The sequence below is a fragment of the Pseudomonas sp. FP2309 genome (assembly GCF_030687575.1).
In the GTDB taxonomy this organism is placed as follows: Bacteria; Pseudomonadota; Gammaproteobacteria; order Pseudomonadales; family Pseudomonadaceae; genus Aquipseudomonas.
This window is the reverse complement of the sequence record NZ_CP117439.1, coordinates 4,382,270-4,397,575: the sequence shown is the minus strand read 5'-3', so window position 1 is coordinate 4,397,575 and position 15,306 is coordinate 4,382,270. Positions and strand designations below refer to the sequence as shown.

Annotated in this window: 15 protein-coding genes and 1 pseudogene; 4 read left to right on the top strand and 12 right to left on the bottom strand. The window is 59.6% G+C overall.

What is annotated here, in order from left to right:
- Positions 1-35: 35 nt before the first annotated feature.
- Positions 36-1,247: a 23S rRNA pseudouridine(2605) synthase RluB gene (gene rluB, locus PSH59_RS20210; RefSeq protein ID WP_248080076.1), complete on the top strand. Its 1,212-nt coding sequence runs from the start codon at positions 36-38 to the stop codon at positions 1,245-1,247.
- Positions 1,248-1,333: 86 nt separating this feature from the next.
- Here rluB and PSH59_RS20205 read toward each other — a convergent pair whose 3' ends face one another.
- Positions 1,334-2,293: a leucyl aminopeptidase gene (locus PSH59_RS20205; protein WP_248080078.1), complete on the bottom strand. Its 960-nt coding sequence runs from the start codon at positions 2,291-2,293 to the stop codon at positions 1,334-1,336.
- Positions 2,294-2,366: 73 nt separating this feature from the next.
- Positions 2,367-2,504, bottom strand: coding sequence for a hypothetical protein (locus PSH59_RS20200; protein WP_163034543.1), 138 nt, complete (start codon positions 2,502-2,504; stop codon positions 2,367-2,369).
- A 637-nt stretch (positions 2,505-3,141) separates the two neighbouring features.
- On the opposite strand from PSH59_RS20200, the gene PSH59_RS20195 reads away from it, so the two are divergent.
- On the top strand, positions 3,142-4,563 hold the full coding sequence (locus PSH59_RS20195; protein ID WP_305393523.1) for an amino acid permease: 1,422 nt from the start codon (positions 3,142-3,144) through the stop codon (positions 4,561-4,563).
- A gap of 238 nt (positions 4,564-4,801) precedes the next feature.
- Here PSH59_RS20195 and PSH59_RS20190 read toward each other — a convergent pair whose 3' ends face one another.
- From PSH59_RS20190 to PSH59_RS20175, 4 genes and pseudogenes are all read right to left on the bottom strand, one after another.
- Positions 4,802-4,945, bottom strand: a complete 144-nt coding sequence (locus PSH59_RS20190; protein ID WP_305393522.1) for a colicin E3-like toxin immunity protein — start codon at positions 4,943-4,945, stop codon at positions 4,802-4,804.
- Between the two features lie 137 nt (positions 4,946-5,082).
- On the bottom strand, positions 5,083-5,343 hold the full coding sequence (locus PSH59_RS20185; protein ID WP_248080082.1) for a colicin E3-like toxin immunity protein: 261 nt from the start codon (positions 5,341-5,343) through the stop codon (positions 5,083-5,085).
- An 11-nt stretch (positions 5,344-5,354) separates the two neighbouring features.
- Positions 5,355-5,720 (bottom strand): annotated as a pseudogene (locus PSH59_RS20180) (colicin E3/pyocin S6 family cytotoxin); the annotation flags it as partial.
- 230 nt (positions 5,721-5,950) lie between these two features.
- Positions 5,951-6,328 carry a cytochrome c gene (locus PSH59_RS20175; RefSeq protein WP_248080211.1) on the bottom strand — a complete coding sequence of 126 codons (378 nt, stop codon included), beginning with the start codon at positions 6,326-6,328 and terminating at the stop codon, positions 5,951-5,953.
- 70 nt (positions 6,329-6,398) lie between these two features.
- Here PSH59_RS20175 and arfB point away from each other — a divergent pair, with 70 nt between their 5' ends.
- Positions 6,399-6,812, top strand: a complete 414-nt coding sequence (gene arfB / locus PSH59_RS20170; RefSeq protein ID WP_042945196.1) for an alternative ribosome rescue aminoacyl-tRNA hydrolase ArfB — start codon at positions 6,399-6,401, stop codon at positions 6,810-6,812.
- On the opposite strand, the gene PSH59_RS20165 is transcribed toward arfB, so the two are convergent.
- From PSH59_RS20165 to PSH59_RS20155, 3 genes are all read right to left on the bottom strand, one after another.
- Entirely contained in the window at positions 6,809-8,005 is a 1,197-nt protein-coding gene (locus PSH59_RS20165; RefSeq protein WP_248080084.1) for an MFS transporter, read from the bottom strand. The two genes, arfB and PSH59_RS20165, sit on opposite strands and share 4 nt — an antisense overlap.
- A 105-nt stretch (positions 8,006-8,110) precedes the next feature.
- On the bottom strand, positions 8,111-8,293 hold the full coding sequence (locus PSH59_RS20160; RefSeq protein ID WP_248080086.1) for a hypothetical protein: 183 nt from the start codon (positions 8,291-8,293) through the stop codon (positions 8,111-8,113).
- A gap of 363 nt (positions 8,294-8,656) precedes the next feature.
- A complete protein-coding gene (locus PSH59_RS20155) occupies positions 8,657-8,968 on the bottom strand; it encodes a DUF962 domain-containing protein (RefSeq protein WP_248080088.1) in 312 nt (103 codons plus the stop codon).
- Positions 8,969-9,129: 161 nt separating this feature from the next.
- On the opposite strand from PSH59_RS20155, the gene PSH59_RS20150 reads away from it, so the two are divergent.
- A complete protein-coding gene (locus PSH59_RS20150) occupies positions 9,130-10,188 on the top strand; it encodes an AraC family transcriptional regulator (protein WP_305393521.1) in 1,059 nt (352 codons plus the stop codon).
- Here the strand turns inward: PSH59_RS20150 and PSH59_RS20145 are convergent.
- The 3 genes from PSH59_RS20145 to PSH59_RS20135 form a co-directional block, all read right to left on the bottom strand.
- A complete protein-coding gene (locus PSH59_RS20145; RefSeq protein ID WP_248080092.1) occupies positions 10,145-11,599 on the bottom strand; it encodes a TrkH family potassium uptake protein in 1,455 nt (484 codons plus the stop codon). The two genes, PSH59_RS20150 and PSH59_RS20145, sit on opposite strands and share 44 nt — an antisense overlap.
- Positions 11,600-11,708: 109 nt before the next feature.
- Positions 11,709-13,052, bottom strand: coding sequence for an imelysin family protein (locus PSH59_RS20140; protein ID WP_248080094.1), 1,344 nt, complete (start codon positions 13,050-13,052; stop codon positions 11,709-11,711).
- Between the two features lie 162 nt (positions 13,053-13,214).
- Positions 13,215-15,266 carry a bifunctional diguanylate cyclase/phosphodiesterase gene (locus PSH59_RS20135; RefSeq protein ID WP_305393520.1) on the bottom strand — a complete coding sequence of 684 codons (2,052 nt, stop codon included), beginning with the start codon at positions 15,264-15,266 and terminating at the stop codon, positions 13,215-13,217.
- Between the last annotated feature and the right edge of the window lie 40 nt (positions 15,267-15,306).

Sequence of the window (15,306 nt, the reverse complement as noted above, 5' to 3'; positions counted from 1 at the left end):
CCAGGCCTGAATCGACCCACCGGGAGGTGCTTACGATGAACGACAAAGACCAGAACGACAGCCAGGAAATCGGCCCAGCAGGCGAAAAACTGCAAAAGGTGCTGGCGCGTATCGGCGTGGGCTCGCGCCGCGACGTCGAAGCCTGGATCACCCAGAAGCGCATCAAGGTCAACGGCGTCGAGGCCACCCTCGGCCAGCGCGTCGACCTGCACGATGCAATCACCATTGATGGCAAGGTCATCAAGCGTGAAGAGGCCGCCGAATCGGTGCGCCGCGTGATCATGTACAACAAGCCCGATGGCGAGATCTGCACCCGTGACGACCCGGAAGGCCGTCCGACCGTGTTCGACAAGATGCCCAAGCCCAAAGAAGGCCGTTGGATCAACATCGGTCGTCTGGACATCAACACCACCGGTTTGCTGATGTTCACCACCGACGGTGAACTGGCCAACCGCCTGATGCACCCGTCCTACGAGATGGACCGTGAATACGCGGTGCGTGTGCGCGGCGAAGTCGATGACGAGATGATCGAACGCCTCAAGGCCGGCGTGGTGCTGGAAGACGGCCCGGCCAAGTTCACCGACATCAAGCAGGCCCCTGGTGGCGAAGGTTTCAACCATTGGTACCACTGCGTGGTGATGGAAGGCCGTAACCGCGAAGTGCGTCGCCTGTGGGAATCCCAGGGCCTGGTGGTCAGCCGCCTCAAGCGCGTGCGTTTCGGCCCGGTGTTCCTGAACTCCGACCTGCCGATGGGCCGCTGGCGCGAAATGAGTCAGTACGAAGTCGACATCCTCAGTGCCGAAGTAGGCCTGACGCCGGTTGCCATGCCGCAGATGAACGCCAAGAGCAAAGACAAGCTTGAGCGTATGCAGCGTAAATCGTCGCGCCCTGTGGCCCGTACCGAGCGCGTGGCCCGCACCGTGCGCCCGGCGCTGGATGCACCAGCCACCGGCGGGCGTATCTCGCGTCAGCCGCACATCGAAGGTGAACGTCGCCCAACGGCACCGTCCCGTCAGGAAGGCGAGCGTGCCCCGCGCGCACCGCGTCCTGCACCGGCCGGTGGTCGTAGCAACCGTGGTGAAGCGGATCGCCCAGCCGACAACGCCAGCACCAAGCGTCCAGCCAAGCCGGCAGCGAACAAGCGTCCTGGCCCGAAACTGGTCGCCGACGAGCCGTCGGGCAAGCGCCGTGGCGCTCCGGCCGGTTCGGGTCAGCGTCCTGGTTTTGGTCGCAAGAAGCCGCAGTGATTTAATCGCCGCATAAAGAACGCCAACCCCAGGGTTGGCGTTTTTTTTTGCGCTGAATTTGAAATACCAACCCCTGTGGGAGTGGCTCAGAAAGCAAATCTGCCATCGAACACCGGCTTGTCATCCAGCGCCAGCACCCCACTGGCAAAGATCAAGTCCAGGTGATGACTGCCTTTCTGCCCGCCGCCCAAGCCCAGGTGCAAACCGCAATGGCGCTCCTCGAACCCGGCGTTGCGCGCATACAGGTCCAGCACCCCTTCGTTGGTGCCGATGCCCAGTTCCTCCACGCGGCGATTGGACGGGTTGGCGTTCAGGTACTTGTTGAAATCATCCACCAGTCCCGGCACGTCACTGGCCACGCTGCAGACGGTCGAGTTCTCGATCCACAACTCCAGCGGTGACTCCAGCACGCCGTATTTGCGCGCAAAGGGGATGGTGCTGAGAAAGGTGCCGACAAACCGTACCTGGCCATTGATGGCTTCGCTGTGGGTGGCGATTTCGCCGGGGGCCAGGTCATGGTTGCCGACGCCGTTGATATTGGTCCACTTTTTGATGCTGCTCAGCGGCGTCTCCAGGCGGGAGCCGTGCTTATCAGTGAAGCGCAGAACATTGGCCTGGGACATGCGTCGGATCAGCGTGGCATTGAGATCAGCGATGCGCTGGGGCGCGACGCTGAAGGTGTCGTAGAAGTAGTCGCCGTAATCCTTGAACAACAGCGACTTCTTCCAGTGTTCGGCCATCACGCCCTGTAGGGCACGGATAAAGTCCGGGCCTTCGGCGCGTGGGTTGGGCAGCGTGGATGAATCGTAGAAAAACACGTACAGGTCGCACGTCTCGATGGCTCGCGCCAGCGTATCGGGGGCGGCCTGGTCCAGGCGCTGCCTCTGGACATTGAAGCGCGCGGCGCTGCTGTGGGTGATGGCCTGGGCGATGGCGTCGTAGCGCTCGGTATGGCCCAGCAGCACCGTGGGGCAGCTCACGCCGCTGAGGGCCGGGTGATGGGCGAGGTAGTAGAGAAAGTGTTCGACGGCGCGGGCCTTGTCCATGACGGGTGTCCTTCTGTGCCTTGGGTAAGGGGGCGGGCGCCATGCGCGGCGCCCGCCGGATGCCTGCCGGTGGTTAGAACGGCCACATCGCGGTGCCGAATGGCACGACGGCGTCGGCTTGCATCATTTCGACGGCGGCGTCGTGGGTCGGCGCTTCAAACCAATCGTCGAGTTGCAGTTCGGTTTCCAGGTCGTTTTCCAGTGCTTGCATGGTGGATCTCCTAGAGGACGGTATTTGAGAACGGCTCGCCAGCGAGCTTCGCCAGCAAGTGGAATGAACCTAGGAGAGGCGCATGGTTTATGCAAAATGTTTATTGCCACGGTTTCATTTGAATTTTCTTTTCTGTTTTTTCTGCAGGTTTTTTCTTGAAGAAATTCAGAGAGCTGGCGGTGTCGATTTATCCGGTGGGTGCGTTCGCCAATTTTCCTTCGTGTGACATTTGTAACGCGGATTTTCCGCGTTGTAACGATTAGTTTACGCTTGGTCCTCGCGCTCATTGCGTCGACATTTGCTGTAAGGAATAGCTGACAGATCGTCGCATGCACCTTTCGGGTGCGGGCGTAAGCGGTCGAGCGGTGTACAATGCGCCGCGTTTTACTGTGACTCCCTTGCGTAACCACGCAAAAGGCCAAGACCTCTGGGTGTACCCACCCTGATCACTCCGCCCTGCCACGAGCCGGACGGGTTCGATTTCGTCACAGATAAAAACAAACAGGTGACGCATGACCGTTAGAAAGACGCTGTACTCCTGGTGCCTGCGCTGGGGTTTGAGCGGCGCTGCTTGAGTCGTTAATTCAAGGCAGCAACCTGCATTCAACATCATCAAACCTTGCGTGAGAGCCTTTTCATGAGTGGACCCCATTCCCCTTCGGGCGAGCTGAAACGCGGCCTGAAAAACCGTCATATCCAGTTGATCGCTCTCGGTGGCGCCATCGGTACCGGCCTGTTCCTGGGCTCGGCCGGGGTGCTCAAATCCGCCGGTCCGTCGATGATCCTGGGCTATGCGATCTGCGGCTTTATTGCCTTCATGATCATGCGCCAACTCGGCGAAATGATCGTCGAGGAGCCGGTTGCCGGCTCCTTCAGCCACTTTGCCCACAAGTACTGGGGCGGTTTTGCCGGCTTCCTGTCGGGCTGGAACTGCTGGATTCTGTACATCCTGGTGGGGATGTCGGAGCTGACGGCCGTCGGCAAATACGTGCACTACTGGTGGCCGGAGATCCCGACGTGGGTCTCGGCGGCGGCGTTCTTCGTGCTGATCAACTTGATCAACCTGGCCAACGTCAAAGTGTTCGGCGAGGCTGAATTCTGGTTTGCGATCATCAAAGTGGTGGCCATCGTCGGGATGATCGCCCTGGGCAGCTACCTGCTGGTCAGCGGCAGCGGCGGCCCGCAAGCCTCGGTGAGCAACCTGTGGGAACACGGCGGCTTCTTCCCCCATGGCGTCGGCGGCCTGGTGATGGCCATGGCGATCATCATGTTCTCGTTCGGCGGCCTGGAAATGCTCGGTTTTACCGCTGCCGAAGCCGACCAGCCACGCACCGTGATCCCCAAAGCGATCAACCAGGTGATCTACCGCATCCTGATCTTCTACATCGGCGCATTGGTGGTGCTGTTGTCGTTGACGCCGTGGGACAGCCTGCTGTCGACCCTCAACGCGTCCGGCGATGCCTACAGCGGCAGCCCGTTCGTGCAGGTGTTCTCCATGCTGGGCAGCAACACCGCCGCGCACATCCTCAACTTTGTGGTACTGACCGCGGCGTTGTCGGTGTACAACAGCGGCACCTACTGCAACAGCCGCATGCTGCTGGGCATGGCCGAGCAGGGCGATGCGCCCAGGGCTCTGGCCAAGATCGACAAACGCGGCGTACCGGTGCGCTCGATCCTCGCCTCGGCGGCGGTCACCCTGGTGGCGGTGCTGATGAACTACTTCATCCCGCAACACGCTCTGGAATTGTTGATGTCGCTGGTGGTGGCCACGCTGGTGATCAACTGGGCGATGATCAGCTTCTCGCACTTCAAGTTCCGCCAGCACATGAACCGCACCGGCCAGGTGCCGTTGTTCAAGGCGCTGTGGTACCCGTACGGCAACTACATCTGCCTGGCGTTCGTGGTGTTTATCCTGGTGGTCATGCTGATGATTCCGGGGATCCAGGTGTCGGTGTACGCGATACCGGTGTGGGTGGCGTTTATGGCGGTGTGTTACTGGGTCAAGAACAAGCGCCGTTCTGAAGCAGCGCTGAACCCTGCGAGCGCGGGGTTGAAGTAAGCGGCGTCATGTAACCAGAACCGGCAGACGGTGTGATAACGCTGCCTGGACCGCCTGAAAGCAAATGCCCTGACGTGTCGGGGCGTTTGCTTTTCAGGGGTGATGAAAAAAGAGAACTGGACGTCTGGTATTCCAGTGCTCTCACCACCGAAGTTACCAATGCTGCGATCATATCTATCTCTTTCTTTGCCCTCATAAAAGGCATCTCGGTCTGTATCACTCGTGTGCATCTTTGTAATCAAACGCGATGGAAGTAGTCGCTTTCTGAAAAAGCAATCTCATGAGAGAAGTATGTTTGGATCGGTGATAACCACTCCTGCCGCAGTTCAAACATGCCGTTATTGATGTCCTCGTTTACTGACAACCCGAGCTTGAAAATCACGGAGTAATCGTTTCCTCAATCCGCAGAGTCCTCCCTTCCGCTTAGCCACTTTGTGGTTCTGTCGAACCATTCCAATCTCACTTTGAGTCCCATGTGGCTCCCATCACTGAACTGTATACTCGCTGCCAGTACCATACTCAGTATGGCCAAGGCCCCTGATGGTGGAATGAAATCTGGTAGTCATAGTTGTCTTGTTTTATCTCATGTTTGAAGTGAGGTTGTAGGACCGCTATCCACTTTTTCTTAAGATTGTAGGCGCCATCGAAAATCTGATAGTCTTTCTCTAGCTCAAGCGAAGCAAGTATCGAATGAGTATCTTCAAATATAGTTGACGCTTCTTCTCCAACTCCGAACTTCGTAGGTTTTTCAAACCATTCGAGTATGACTCTGAGACTCATGGATGTTTTCCTCACAGGTATTTTTTGATGTTTCTCTTTGGATTTGGCTGTTTTGTTCTTTCGCCAGTTATATGATTGAACGCACCAATATGGCTGCCGTCACTTATTAAGTAAACTTCCAGTTCCCCTTCTGCCGAGTCCCATTCAAAGATTTTTCTGTTTTTGGCATCCATCCATCGTTTCCGTACACCCGCACCTCCCTGCTTTGGGGTCATTCCTTTTATGCTCCTCAAACCAGAGAAACCGGTGATTTGTTCCGTAGTCGGCGCCGTGTGATAACCGTGACCCAGTGCAGGAAGTGTTTTTCTTCGAACACTCACCACCACATACAGCGGCCGAACCCCCGACTCCACCGGGAACACCAGAATAAAATCCCGATCATGATGGGCTCACTTCCTTGTGTGGGGGGAGTGAGCCTACGAGGGAGGATCAAGTAACTGGAATTGGCATTATTCGATGATAAACGTGGGAAAAGTAGACGGAAAATTCAGTTTGTTTCGAATGCATTTTTTAATGCTGAGTGTGTACCACGCGACCCCCCGGAGCTGACAGCGTTTCCGGATGCGGTACTCAGTCCCTCGAAAAGCTCAGGTAAAGGTGGAGCCATTCACCGGCTTTTTAAAATCACACCAGTCATGTATTGATTCAAATCGCGAAAATCCTCAACGCTCCACGCATGCGGCGGTACACGCACTCCATTCTCCTGTAATGTTTTTGGAATCAGGCTTCCGTTAGGACGAAGGATGACCGAAGAGACAATAACCCCCGGATAATCAGCCAGGCGTTTTTTGAACGCGGGCGTCGTCAGGTCAGGTGTAGGCGGGCTGCTTTTCCTGGCCAATGGTCCCGTCGCCTTGAGGTCCGCTCCGTGGCACATGGCGCATCGCTGTGAATACAGAGTCTTGCCGTTGGCACTATCGGCGAAGGACTGCGAAGTTTGAATGAGTGCTAAAGTGCCGAGCAAAGCCATCAAGGGTATTTTCATTCCACGGGTGACCTTGTTGCCTATGTTGTTATCCACGATTGGCTTATCCGTTGCCTAAGGTTTTTCAGTAATGCTGGTCATTTCCAACAACGTGCACCTGCCCGATGCCGAAATCGAGCTGACTGCCATCCGCGCCCAGGGCGCTGGTGGGCAAAACGTCAACAAGGTGTCGAGCGCGGTGCACCTGCGTTTTGATATTCCGGCGTCGTCGCTGCCGGATTTCTATAAAGAGCGGCTGCTGGCACTGCGTGACAGTCGCATCACCAGCGACGGCGTGTTGATCCTCAAGGCCCAGCAATACCGGACCCAGGAACAGAACCGCGCCGATGCGCTGGAGCGCTTGGTGGAGTTGATCCTCAGCGCCACCAAGGTCGAGAAGAAACGCCGCCCGACCAAGCCCACTCTGGGCTCGAAGAAACGCCGCCTGGAATCCAAGACCAAGCGCGGCAGCATCAAGGCCGGGCGCGGCAAGGTCGACTTCTAAGCGTCGCGTGTTTCGCGGGCCTTGGGCGCCTGCCGGTACAGGTACACGCTCAGCAGTAAACCGCCGAGGGCGGCGAGGGCGGCAAACAGGAAGATCGACGCAAAGCCGAAGCCTGCCGCCACTGCCCCGGCCAACGGGCCGGTGATGCCCAGTGACAGGTCGATAAACAGTGAGTAAGCCCCCACCGCCGAACCGCGGCTCGATGCGGGCACCAAATTGACTGCCTCCACCCCCAGCGCAGGAAACACCAGCGAAAACCCAAACCCGCTCAAGGCAGCGCCGGCCAGGGCCAGGTGCGCATCCGGCGCCAGCCACAGCAACAGCAGGCCAAGGATCTCCACTGACAGGCAGGCGATCGCCACGCGAAAGCCGCCGATACGGTTGATCAAGTTGCCGAACAGCAGGCGCGCGCCAATAAAGCTGGCGCCGAACAGGCTCAGCGCCCACACCGCGTTATCCCAGTGTTGGGTGGTGTAATACAGGGTGATGAAGGTGGCGATGGTGCCAAAGCCGATGGAGCCCAGGGCAAGCGCGCAACCGTGGGGCAAGACGCGACCGAGTACATTCATGAACGGCAGGCGCACGCCGGTCACAATCGGCGCCGCGACTTTGTTCCAGGCCAGCAGTAAGCCCAACAGCGCCAGGACAATAATGCTGACGCCCATGCTCCACAGCCCCAGGTGACTGACCAGCAGCACGCCCAGCGGTGCGCCGACCGCCAGCGCGCCATAACTGGCAATGCCATTCCACGAGATGACCTTGGCGGTATTGGCCGCGCCTACCCGGCCGATGCCCCAGCCGATGGCACCCGAGCCGACCAGGCTTTCCGCGCTGCCCAACACCAGGCGGCCCACCAGCAGGCTGCCCAGGCTCAGTGCCGGCAGGCTGGCGGACCAGGCCGCGATCAGCATGAACACCCCGCTCAGGCCGCAGCCTGCCAAGCCGATCAGCACGGCGCGCTTACTGCCCAAGTTATCGATGATTTTTCCCGCGTACGGGCGGCTCAACAGGGTCGCCAGGTACTGCACGCTGATGACCAATCCGGCAATCACCGCGCCATAGCCCAGCTCGCTGTGGACATAGCCCGGCAATACGGCCAGGGGGATGCCGATATTCAGGTAGCCGATGAAGGTGAACAGGACGATGGAAACAACTTGCAGCGTGACCGCCATGGGGCGCTGGGTATCTGGCATGGGGAGAGGTCCACTGTCGCAGCAGGTAAAGATAGGCTGCTAATGATAGCGGTGCTTTGACCCGAACAGGACGGTAAAACGCAAAAACGTCGGATCAAACAGACTTCAGGCTTGCGCGGGGGCCAGCAACTGCGTGGTGACCAGGGCCGCCAGCGCGTTCTCCTGGGTGCCGAAGCGCTTGAGCAGCAAGGCCTGCTTGTCTGCGCTGAGGCGGTTCCACACCTCGACCATCTGCAAGGCAGCGTCGAGTACAGCGGTGTCCGGGGTGTTGGGGAGGTTGTCGGTCATGCGGGGTACCTCGGGTCATTCAGGCGGTGTGGAAAGCGCGCAACGGTGCGCTTTCCACACGGTCTGGTACGGCGTCAGTCCTGGCGTTCGCTGTCGACTGGTTTTGCTTCTTTGGCCTCAGGCTGCTGGGGGCTGGCCTGCTGCGGTGTTGGCTGCTCAGTTTCGTGCAGGCTTGGGAAGGGGAGATTAGGTATCTCGTGCATCGTCGTCGCTCCTCGCAAAGTCTGTTTTATCAATCGCAGGTGATTCCGCGCTCTCAAAAAGCTTTCGCAGGATACAGCACTGTAAATGACAAAAAGACTTTTAAATCGACGGATCAACGAACCTTCTGCGTTTTTGCGCAAGTGACACGCTGCCGCAGGGCTAGAACGGCACCTTGCCCAGGATCATGTCGCGGTACATCACAAAGTCCCCGAGCAAGCTGTACAACGGGTGCTGAAAGGTCGCCGGGCGGTTCTTTTCGAAGAAGAAGTGGCCGAACCAGGCAAAGCCGTAACCGGCAATCGGCACGGCCAGCAACAGCCCCAGTGACCCCCTGCCAATGGCGTAGGCCAGGATACCGATCACCAGGGTGGTGCCAATAAAGTGCAGACGCCGGCAGGTGCTGTTGGCGTGTTCGGCCAGGTAGTAAGGGTAAAACTCGGCGAAGCTATTGAATCGCTTGACGTTTTCCACAGTGACGAGCCCTTTGATTGTTGTGCCGCCGGGCAGATGTTCGGCGGGGAGCTTATTTGAGTCTAGAGTGAACACTGGTAACAGCCAGTGACATTAGATGCCACTTTAGTATCCTTGGCTTCCTGGCTGCCGTTTTGAGCCTGCTTTATTAAGAAGACGCCATGAGCGAACGAACAACTTCTGCAAGCTGGGCAATGGGGATCGTCAAGGCGCTGGAAATGGATGGCCTGGACTGCCGCAGCCTGTTCAAACAAGTGGGCCTGGATTACGCGGCCCTCGATGACCCCGACGCACGTTTTCCACAGGACGCCATGACGCGCCTGTGGCAGCGCGCGGTCGAACTGTCGGGCAACCCGGCGATTGGCCTGAACATGGGCAAAGTGGTGCGTCCGGCGTCGTTTCATGTGGCCGGTTACGCGTTGATGTCCAGCAACACCCTGGCTGAAGGTTTTATGCGGCTGGTGCGCTACCAGCGGATCATCGCCGAAAGCGCTGACTTGAGTTTCCGACTGTTGCCCGAAGGCTATGCGCTGATTCTGACCGTGCATGGCGACCATCTGCCGCCCACCCGGCAAAGTGCCGAAGCGTCGCTGGCCTGTGCACTGGCGCTGTGCGGCTGGCTGACGGGCCGCACCCTGCAACCGCGCAAAGTCCTGCTGCAAGGCGAGCCGCCGGTGGACCTGACGCCCTATAAACAGGCGTTCCATGCGCCGCTGGAGTTCAACGCGACGTATGACGCGCTGATCTTCGAGCGTGCTGATATGGAGGCACCGCTGCCTACGGCCAACGAGGCCATGGCGCTGTTGCATGATCGGTTTGCCGGTGAGTATCTGGCGCGCTTCTCTGAAAGCCGCGTGACCCATAAGGCACGCCAAGTGCTCTGCAGATTGCTGCCCCAGGGCGAACCCAAGCGTGAAGTGGTGGCTCAGACCCTGCACCTGTCCCAGCGGACCTTGCAGCGGCGTTTGCAGGAGGAGGGCACCAGCTTTCAGACCCTGCTCGACGACACCCGTCGCGAACTGGCCGAGCAATACCTGGCGCAGCCGAGTATGACTCTGTTGGAGATCGCCTATCTGTTGGGCTTTGCCGACCCGAGCAACTTTTTCCGTGCGTTTCGCCGGTGGTTCGATACCACGCCCGGCGAATACCGGGCGCGGTTGCAGGAGGCGTCGACGGTCAGTGACGCCAGAACGCCGGGATACACAGAACAAAGACTGTAATGATCTCCAGGCGGCCCAACAGCATCCCCAGGGACAAGATCCATTTGGCGGCATCCGGCAGGCTCGAGAAGTTGCCGGCCGGGCCGATGGTTTCACCCAGGCCCGGGCCGACGCCGGACACGGTGCTGGCGGCGCCCGTCAGCGCGGTCATCCAGTCCAGGCCCAGCAGCGACAACGCCAGGGCGATGGCGCAGATGGTGATGGCGAAGAAAAACGAAAAGGTCAGAATCGAACGCACAATTTCTTCGTCGAGCCGGTGGCCGTTGTACTTCTGCTTGATCACCGCACGCGGGTGAATCAACTGGTTCAAGTTGGCCTTGAGCAGGATATAGGCCACCTGGAAGCGGAAGATTTTGATCCCGCCGGCGGTCGAGCCCGAACAGCCGCCGATAAACCCCAGGTAGAAGAACAGCATCAGCGAGAAGTTGCCCCACAGGCTGTAGTCCCCGAGCGCAAAACCGGTGGTGGTCACCACCGAGGTCACGTTCAACGCTACGTGGCGCAGGGCTTCGAGCCAGTGCAGGCTGGTCGTCCACCAGTACCAGGTGCCGAGCACCAGCCAGGTCACTACCAGCAAGCCGAGCAAACCCTGTACCTGTTGGTCCTTGATCAACGCCTTGCGGTTGCCGCGCAAGGTGGCCACGTACAAGGTGAACGGCAGGCTGCCGAGGATCATCACCACCACCGCTACCCAGTGCACCGCCGGCTGTTTCCAGTGGGCCAGGGACTCGTCGGAGGTGGAGAAGCCACCAGTGGAAATCGCCGACATCGCGTGGTTGATCGCATCGAACAAGCCCATGCCCGCCCACCAGAACGCCAGGCTGCCGAGGATGGTGATGCCCACGTAGGCCGCCACGATCAGCCGCGCCACCATGTGCGAACGGGGCATGACTTTTTCCGAGCGGTCCGAAGATTCGGTCTGGAACAGGCGCATGCCACCGATGCGCAGCAGCGGCAGAATCGCGACCGCCATGCCGATAAAGCCGATGCCGCCGAGCCAGTGCAGCAGCGAGCGCCACATCAGAATCCCCGGTGACATGCTGTCCAGCCCGCTTAACACCGTAGAACCGGTGGCGGTGATGCCGGACATGCTTTCAAAAAACGAGTCGGTGTAGCTGATGTGCTGGGTCAGCAGAAACGGCAGCGCGGCGAATACGCACACCACCACCCAACTGGTGACGGTGAGCAGGTACATGTCCCGCGGACGCAGGTGCACATGCTCGGGGCGCCCGGGAATCACCAGCGCCAGGCCGGCGATAAACGTGATCATGCTGGCCCACAGGAACGACGGCAGGTCGCTGGTGCGTTCGAAGATCACCAGGGTGGCCATGGGCACGACCATGGCGATCGCAAGGGTGATCAGGAAGATGCCGATGATGAAACCGATGATGCGTAGGGTCGGCAACGCCATGAAGTTCGCTCGAGATGGGACAGAGGCGCCATTCTACCTGGGGTGCAGGGCATGTAAACCGCCCATGAAAAAGGCGACCCGAAGGTCGCCTCGTTCAACTGCACACGAATCAGAACTCGTGATCAGCGTTATCCGGATTCAGGTCGCTGATGCCCAGCTTGCCCGCCGCGGCTTCGATCGAACCGGTCTGCTTGACCAGGGCCGCGATTGCGTCGCGCACGATCTGGTTGCCCGCATCGTTACCGGCTGCGATCAACTGGTCGTAGTGCTCACCCTTGTTGGCGTGATCGACCATGACCTGAATTTTCGCTTCGGTCGCGGCCAGGTCGGCCTTCAATGCGCTGTCGGCTGCCGGGTCGGCCTTGGCCACCAGGGACGACAGGCTGGCGCCGGTCATTTTGGTGCCGTCAACGCGGGTGTATTCGCCCAGGTAGACGTTGCGCACGCCCTTGGCGTCGTAGAAGTGCGAGTAGTGAGTGTTGTCGCTGAAGCAGTCCTGCTCGTCTTCCGGCGAGTTGGCTTCCAGGGACACCTTCATCCGCTCACCGGCCAGTTCGCCCAGGGACAGGCTGCCCATGCCGAACAGCATCTTGCGCAGGCCATCGGTGGCAGGTTCTGCCTCCAGGGTGGCGCGGTAGTTGTCTTCAACGTTTGGTTTCCAGTTGCCGACCATTTCCTGCAGGTCGCTGACCAGCAGTTGGGTCACGGCGCTCAGGTACGCACGGCGACGCTCGTTATGGCCACCAGTGGCGCCGTCGCCGGTCAGGTAGTCCGACGCAGGACGGTTGCCGGCGCCAGGGCCGGTGCCGTTCAGGTCCTGGCCCCAGAGCAGGAATTCGATGGCGTGGTAGCCGGTGGCGACGTTGGCCTCGGAACCGCCCAGCTCGTTCAGGCTGGCGAGTTTTTCCGGAGTGATGTCCTTCACGTCAACCTTGTCTTCGCCGACCTGCACTTCAGTGTTGGCGATGATGTTGGCAGTGGCGCCAGGGTTGCCCAGGGCGTGCTCGTAGGATTTGTCGACGTAGTCGATCAGGCCTTCGTCCAGGGGCCAGGCGTTAACCTGACCTTCCCAGTCATCAATGATGGTGTTGCCGAAGCGGAACACTTCGCTTTGCAGGTAAGGCACGCGCGCGGCAACCCAGGCAGCGCGGGCGGCTTTCAAGGTGTCGGCGTTCGGCTTGGCGAGGAAGGCGTCGATTGCAGTCTGCAGGGTTTTTGCGGTGGTTTCGGCGTCGCTGTACACCGCGAACACCATGTCGGCGTAATGCGCGACGACAGCCTTGGCGGCCGCTTCATCGACCTGGCCGGCAGGGGCGGCAGCCGCTGGAGCGGTAGTGCTGGCGGCCGGGGTCGGCGCCTGGTTGGCAGCAGGTTTGTCTTTACCTTCGCCGCAACCGGCTAGAGAAATGGCAATGGCCAGCAGACTGGCGGTGGCCAGGGGCATACGAATCATGGCGAACATCCTGCTTCGGTTGTTGATAGGGCGCGCGGGGGAGCGCAAAAACTGCGACATAATGCGAAAGATTTGCATTTTGTGTAAAGGGTTATACGCAGGAAATATCAACTATCTCGTGTGTGGCAAGCCTGCGAGCCACAACCCGCCCCGTTTGCCCCGTCAAAGAATGACGGCGTTGTTGCGCTCGGCCTGCTTCAAGAAAGCCGCAAGTTCCCTGGCCTGCAAGGGTTTGCTGTAGTAATAACCCTGACCTTCGTGGCAGCCCTCGGAGATGATATAAGCCTCCTGTTCCGCGGTTTCCACGCCTTCGGCGATCACCTGCATGCCCAGGCTTTTGCCCAGTTGGATGATCGCGCGCACGATGGTCGCGTCGTCGTCATCGTCCAGCAGGTCCTGGACGAAGCTCTTGTCGATCTTGATCTTGTCCAGCGGCAGACTCTTGAGGTAACTCAGCGATGAATAGCCGGTGCCGAAGTCATCGATGGCGATCAACGCGCCGGAGCGGCGCAGGCTCAACAGGTGCTGGGCGGCGGTGCTGATGTCTTCCATCAGGCCGGTTTCGGTGACTTCCAGCTCCAGGCTGCGCGGCGGCAGGCGGTAGATCTGCATCAGGTTATTGACCACCCGTGGCAACTCGGTGTGGTGCAATTGCACGGTGGACAGGTTGACCGCCATGCGCAGCGCGGTGAAGCCCATGTCGTGCCATTCGCGCAGTTGCCGGCAGGCCTGGTCCAGCACCCACTCGCCAATCGGAATGATCGTGCCGTTCTGCTCGGCCAGCGGGATAAACAGGTCCGGCGGAACCAGCCCGTGTTCCGGGTGCTCCCAGCGAATCAGCGCCTCCACCCCCACCACGTGCTGGTCGCGGTAGCTGATCTGCGGCTGGTACACCAAATGAAACTGGTCGCGGCTCAAGGCGTCGCGCAGGTCTTTTTCCAGCTCGCGGCGGCGGCGCATTTCGCTGTCGACGCTGGCGATATAGAACTGATAGCGGTTGCGCGAACGGCTCTTGGCCAGGGTCATGGTCTGTTCGGCTTTTTGCAGCAGCTTTTCGGTGCTGTCGCCGTCTTCCGGGAACAGGGTGATGCCAATGGTTGCGCGCAGGCGGATCTGCTCGTGGTCGAGGGCGAACTCCGCTTCGAGGTCATCCAGGATACTTTGCGCCAGTTCGGCGGCTTCGTAAGGCTGGTCGATGTCGGCTTGCACCAGGGCGAACTGGTCGCCGCCCAGCCGTGCGAGGGTGCCGAGGCGGCCGCTGTGGGCACGCAGGCGATCGGCCAGGGCCAGCAACAATTTGTCGCCGGCCTGGTAGGTAAACTGCTCGTTGACGCTTTTGAAGTCATCCAGCCCCACGCACAACACCGCCACGCGGCGCTGGCGCCGGCCGGCGTCGATCAGGATCTTGTCCAGTTGCTCCTGCAGCTTCTGGCGGTTGGGCAGGCCCGTCAGGAAATCGTACTGCGCCATGCGCAGCAGGCTGCTTTCGGCTTCGTGGCGCAGGTGGGTATTGCGTTCGATGGACTCGAGCAATTGGTTCGCGGTGTTGATCCACAGCCCCAACTCGTTGCGCTCGTGGCCCTTGAGTTGCGGAATCTTATGCTCGCTGGGCCGGTCCGGATTGATCGAGGTCAGGTGCTCGATTATCCGCGACAACGGCTTGGTCAGCAGCCAGTGATACACCAGGTACAGCACCAGGCCCATGGCCAGCGCGCGTAATACCCCGGAGATAAAGATGATCACCGAGCTGACAATAAAGCCCTGGCCGTAGGTGGAGGTGTCGAGGGTGATACTCAAATCGCCGTAATATTCGCTGTAGGGGCCTTTGCCAACCAGTGCAGTGGTGAATGTGCGCTCTTTGCCAAGTATCAGGTCGGTCAACCAACGGCTGGGGGAGTGCTGCAAGGCGCGGCTTTTTTCCGCCAGCATGGTTTCGTTGGGATGGCCGATGGAGGCCATGCGCACGGCCTCGTCCTGAAACAGGCCTTCGATCACCTGCATACCCATCTCTCGGTCCAGGCTGTAGACGGCTTGGGTCGAGGGGTCGCGGAACATGTCGAGGATGCGTTGGGCATCGCCGTTCACGGCCTGGCGTGTCTTGTAGGCGTCGAAGACGATCTGCGCCACGCTCAGCGCCACGCCCACGATCAATGCAGACAGCAGCACAACCCGTAGCAACTTCACCGACAAGCTGTTTTTGAGTTCCAGCTTCAAAGGGGCATTCCTTGTCTCATGCGGGTGGCCTTCAATATGC

Coding starts and splice junctions, on each gene's coding strand:
- rluB (WP_248080076.1), top strand. CDS start 36: ATGAACGACAAAGACCAGAACGACAGCCAGGAAATCGGCCCAGCAGGC.
- PSH59_RS20205 (WP_248080078.1), bottom strand. CDS start 2,293: ATGGACAAGGCCCGCGCCGTCGAACACTTTCTCTACTACCTCGCCCAT.
- PSH59_RS20200 (WP_163034543.1), bottom strand. CDS start 2,504: ATGCAAGCACTGGAAAACGACCTGGAAACCGAACTGCAACTCGACGAT.
- PSH59_RS20195 (WP_305393523.1), top strand. CDS start 3,142: ATGAGTGGACCCCATTCCCCTTCGGGCGAGCTGAAACGCGGCCTGAAA.
- PSH59_RS20185 (WP_248080082.1), bottom strand. CDS start 5,343: ATGAGTCTCAGAGTCATACTCGAATGGTTTGAAAAACCTACGAAGTTC.
- PSH59_RS20175 (WP_248080211.1), bottom strand. CDS start 6,328: ATGAAAATACCCTTGATGGCTTTGCTCGGCACTTTAGCACTCATTCAA.
- arfB (WP_042945196.1), top strand. CDS start 6,399: ATGCTGGTCATTTCCAACAACGTGCACCTGCCCGATGCCGAAATCGAG.
- PSH59_RS20165 (WP_248080084.1), bottom strand. CDS start 8,005: ATGCCAGATACCCAGCGCCCCATGGCGGTCACGCTGCAAGTTGTTTCC.
- PSH59_RS20160 (WP_248080086.1), bottom strand. CDS start 8,293: ATGACCGACAACCTCCCCAACACCCCGGACACCGCTGTACTCGACGCT.
- PSH59_RS20150 (WP_305393521.1), top strand. CDS start 9,130: ATGAGCGAACGAACAACTTCTGCAAGCTGGGCAATGGGGATCGTCAAG.
- PSH59_RS20145 (WP_248080092.1), bottom strand. CDS start 11,599: ATGGCGTTGCCGACCCTACGCATCATCGGTTTCATCATCGGCATCTTC.
- PSH59_RS20140 (WP_248080094.1), bottom strand. CDS start 13,052: ATGATTCGTATGCCCCTGGCCACCGCCAGTCTGCTGGCCATTGCCATT.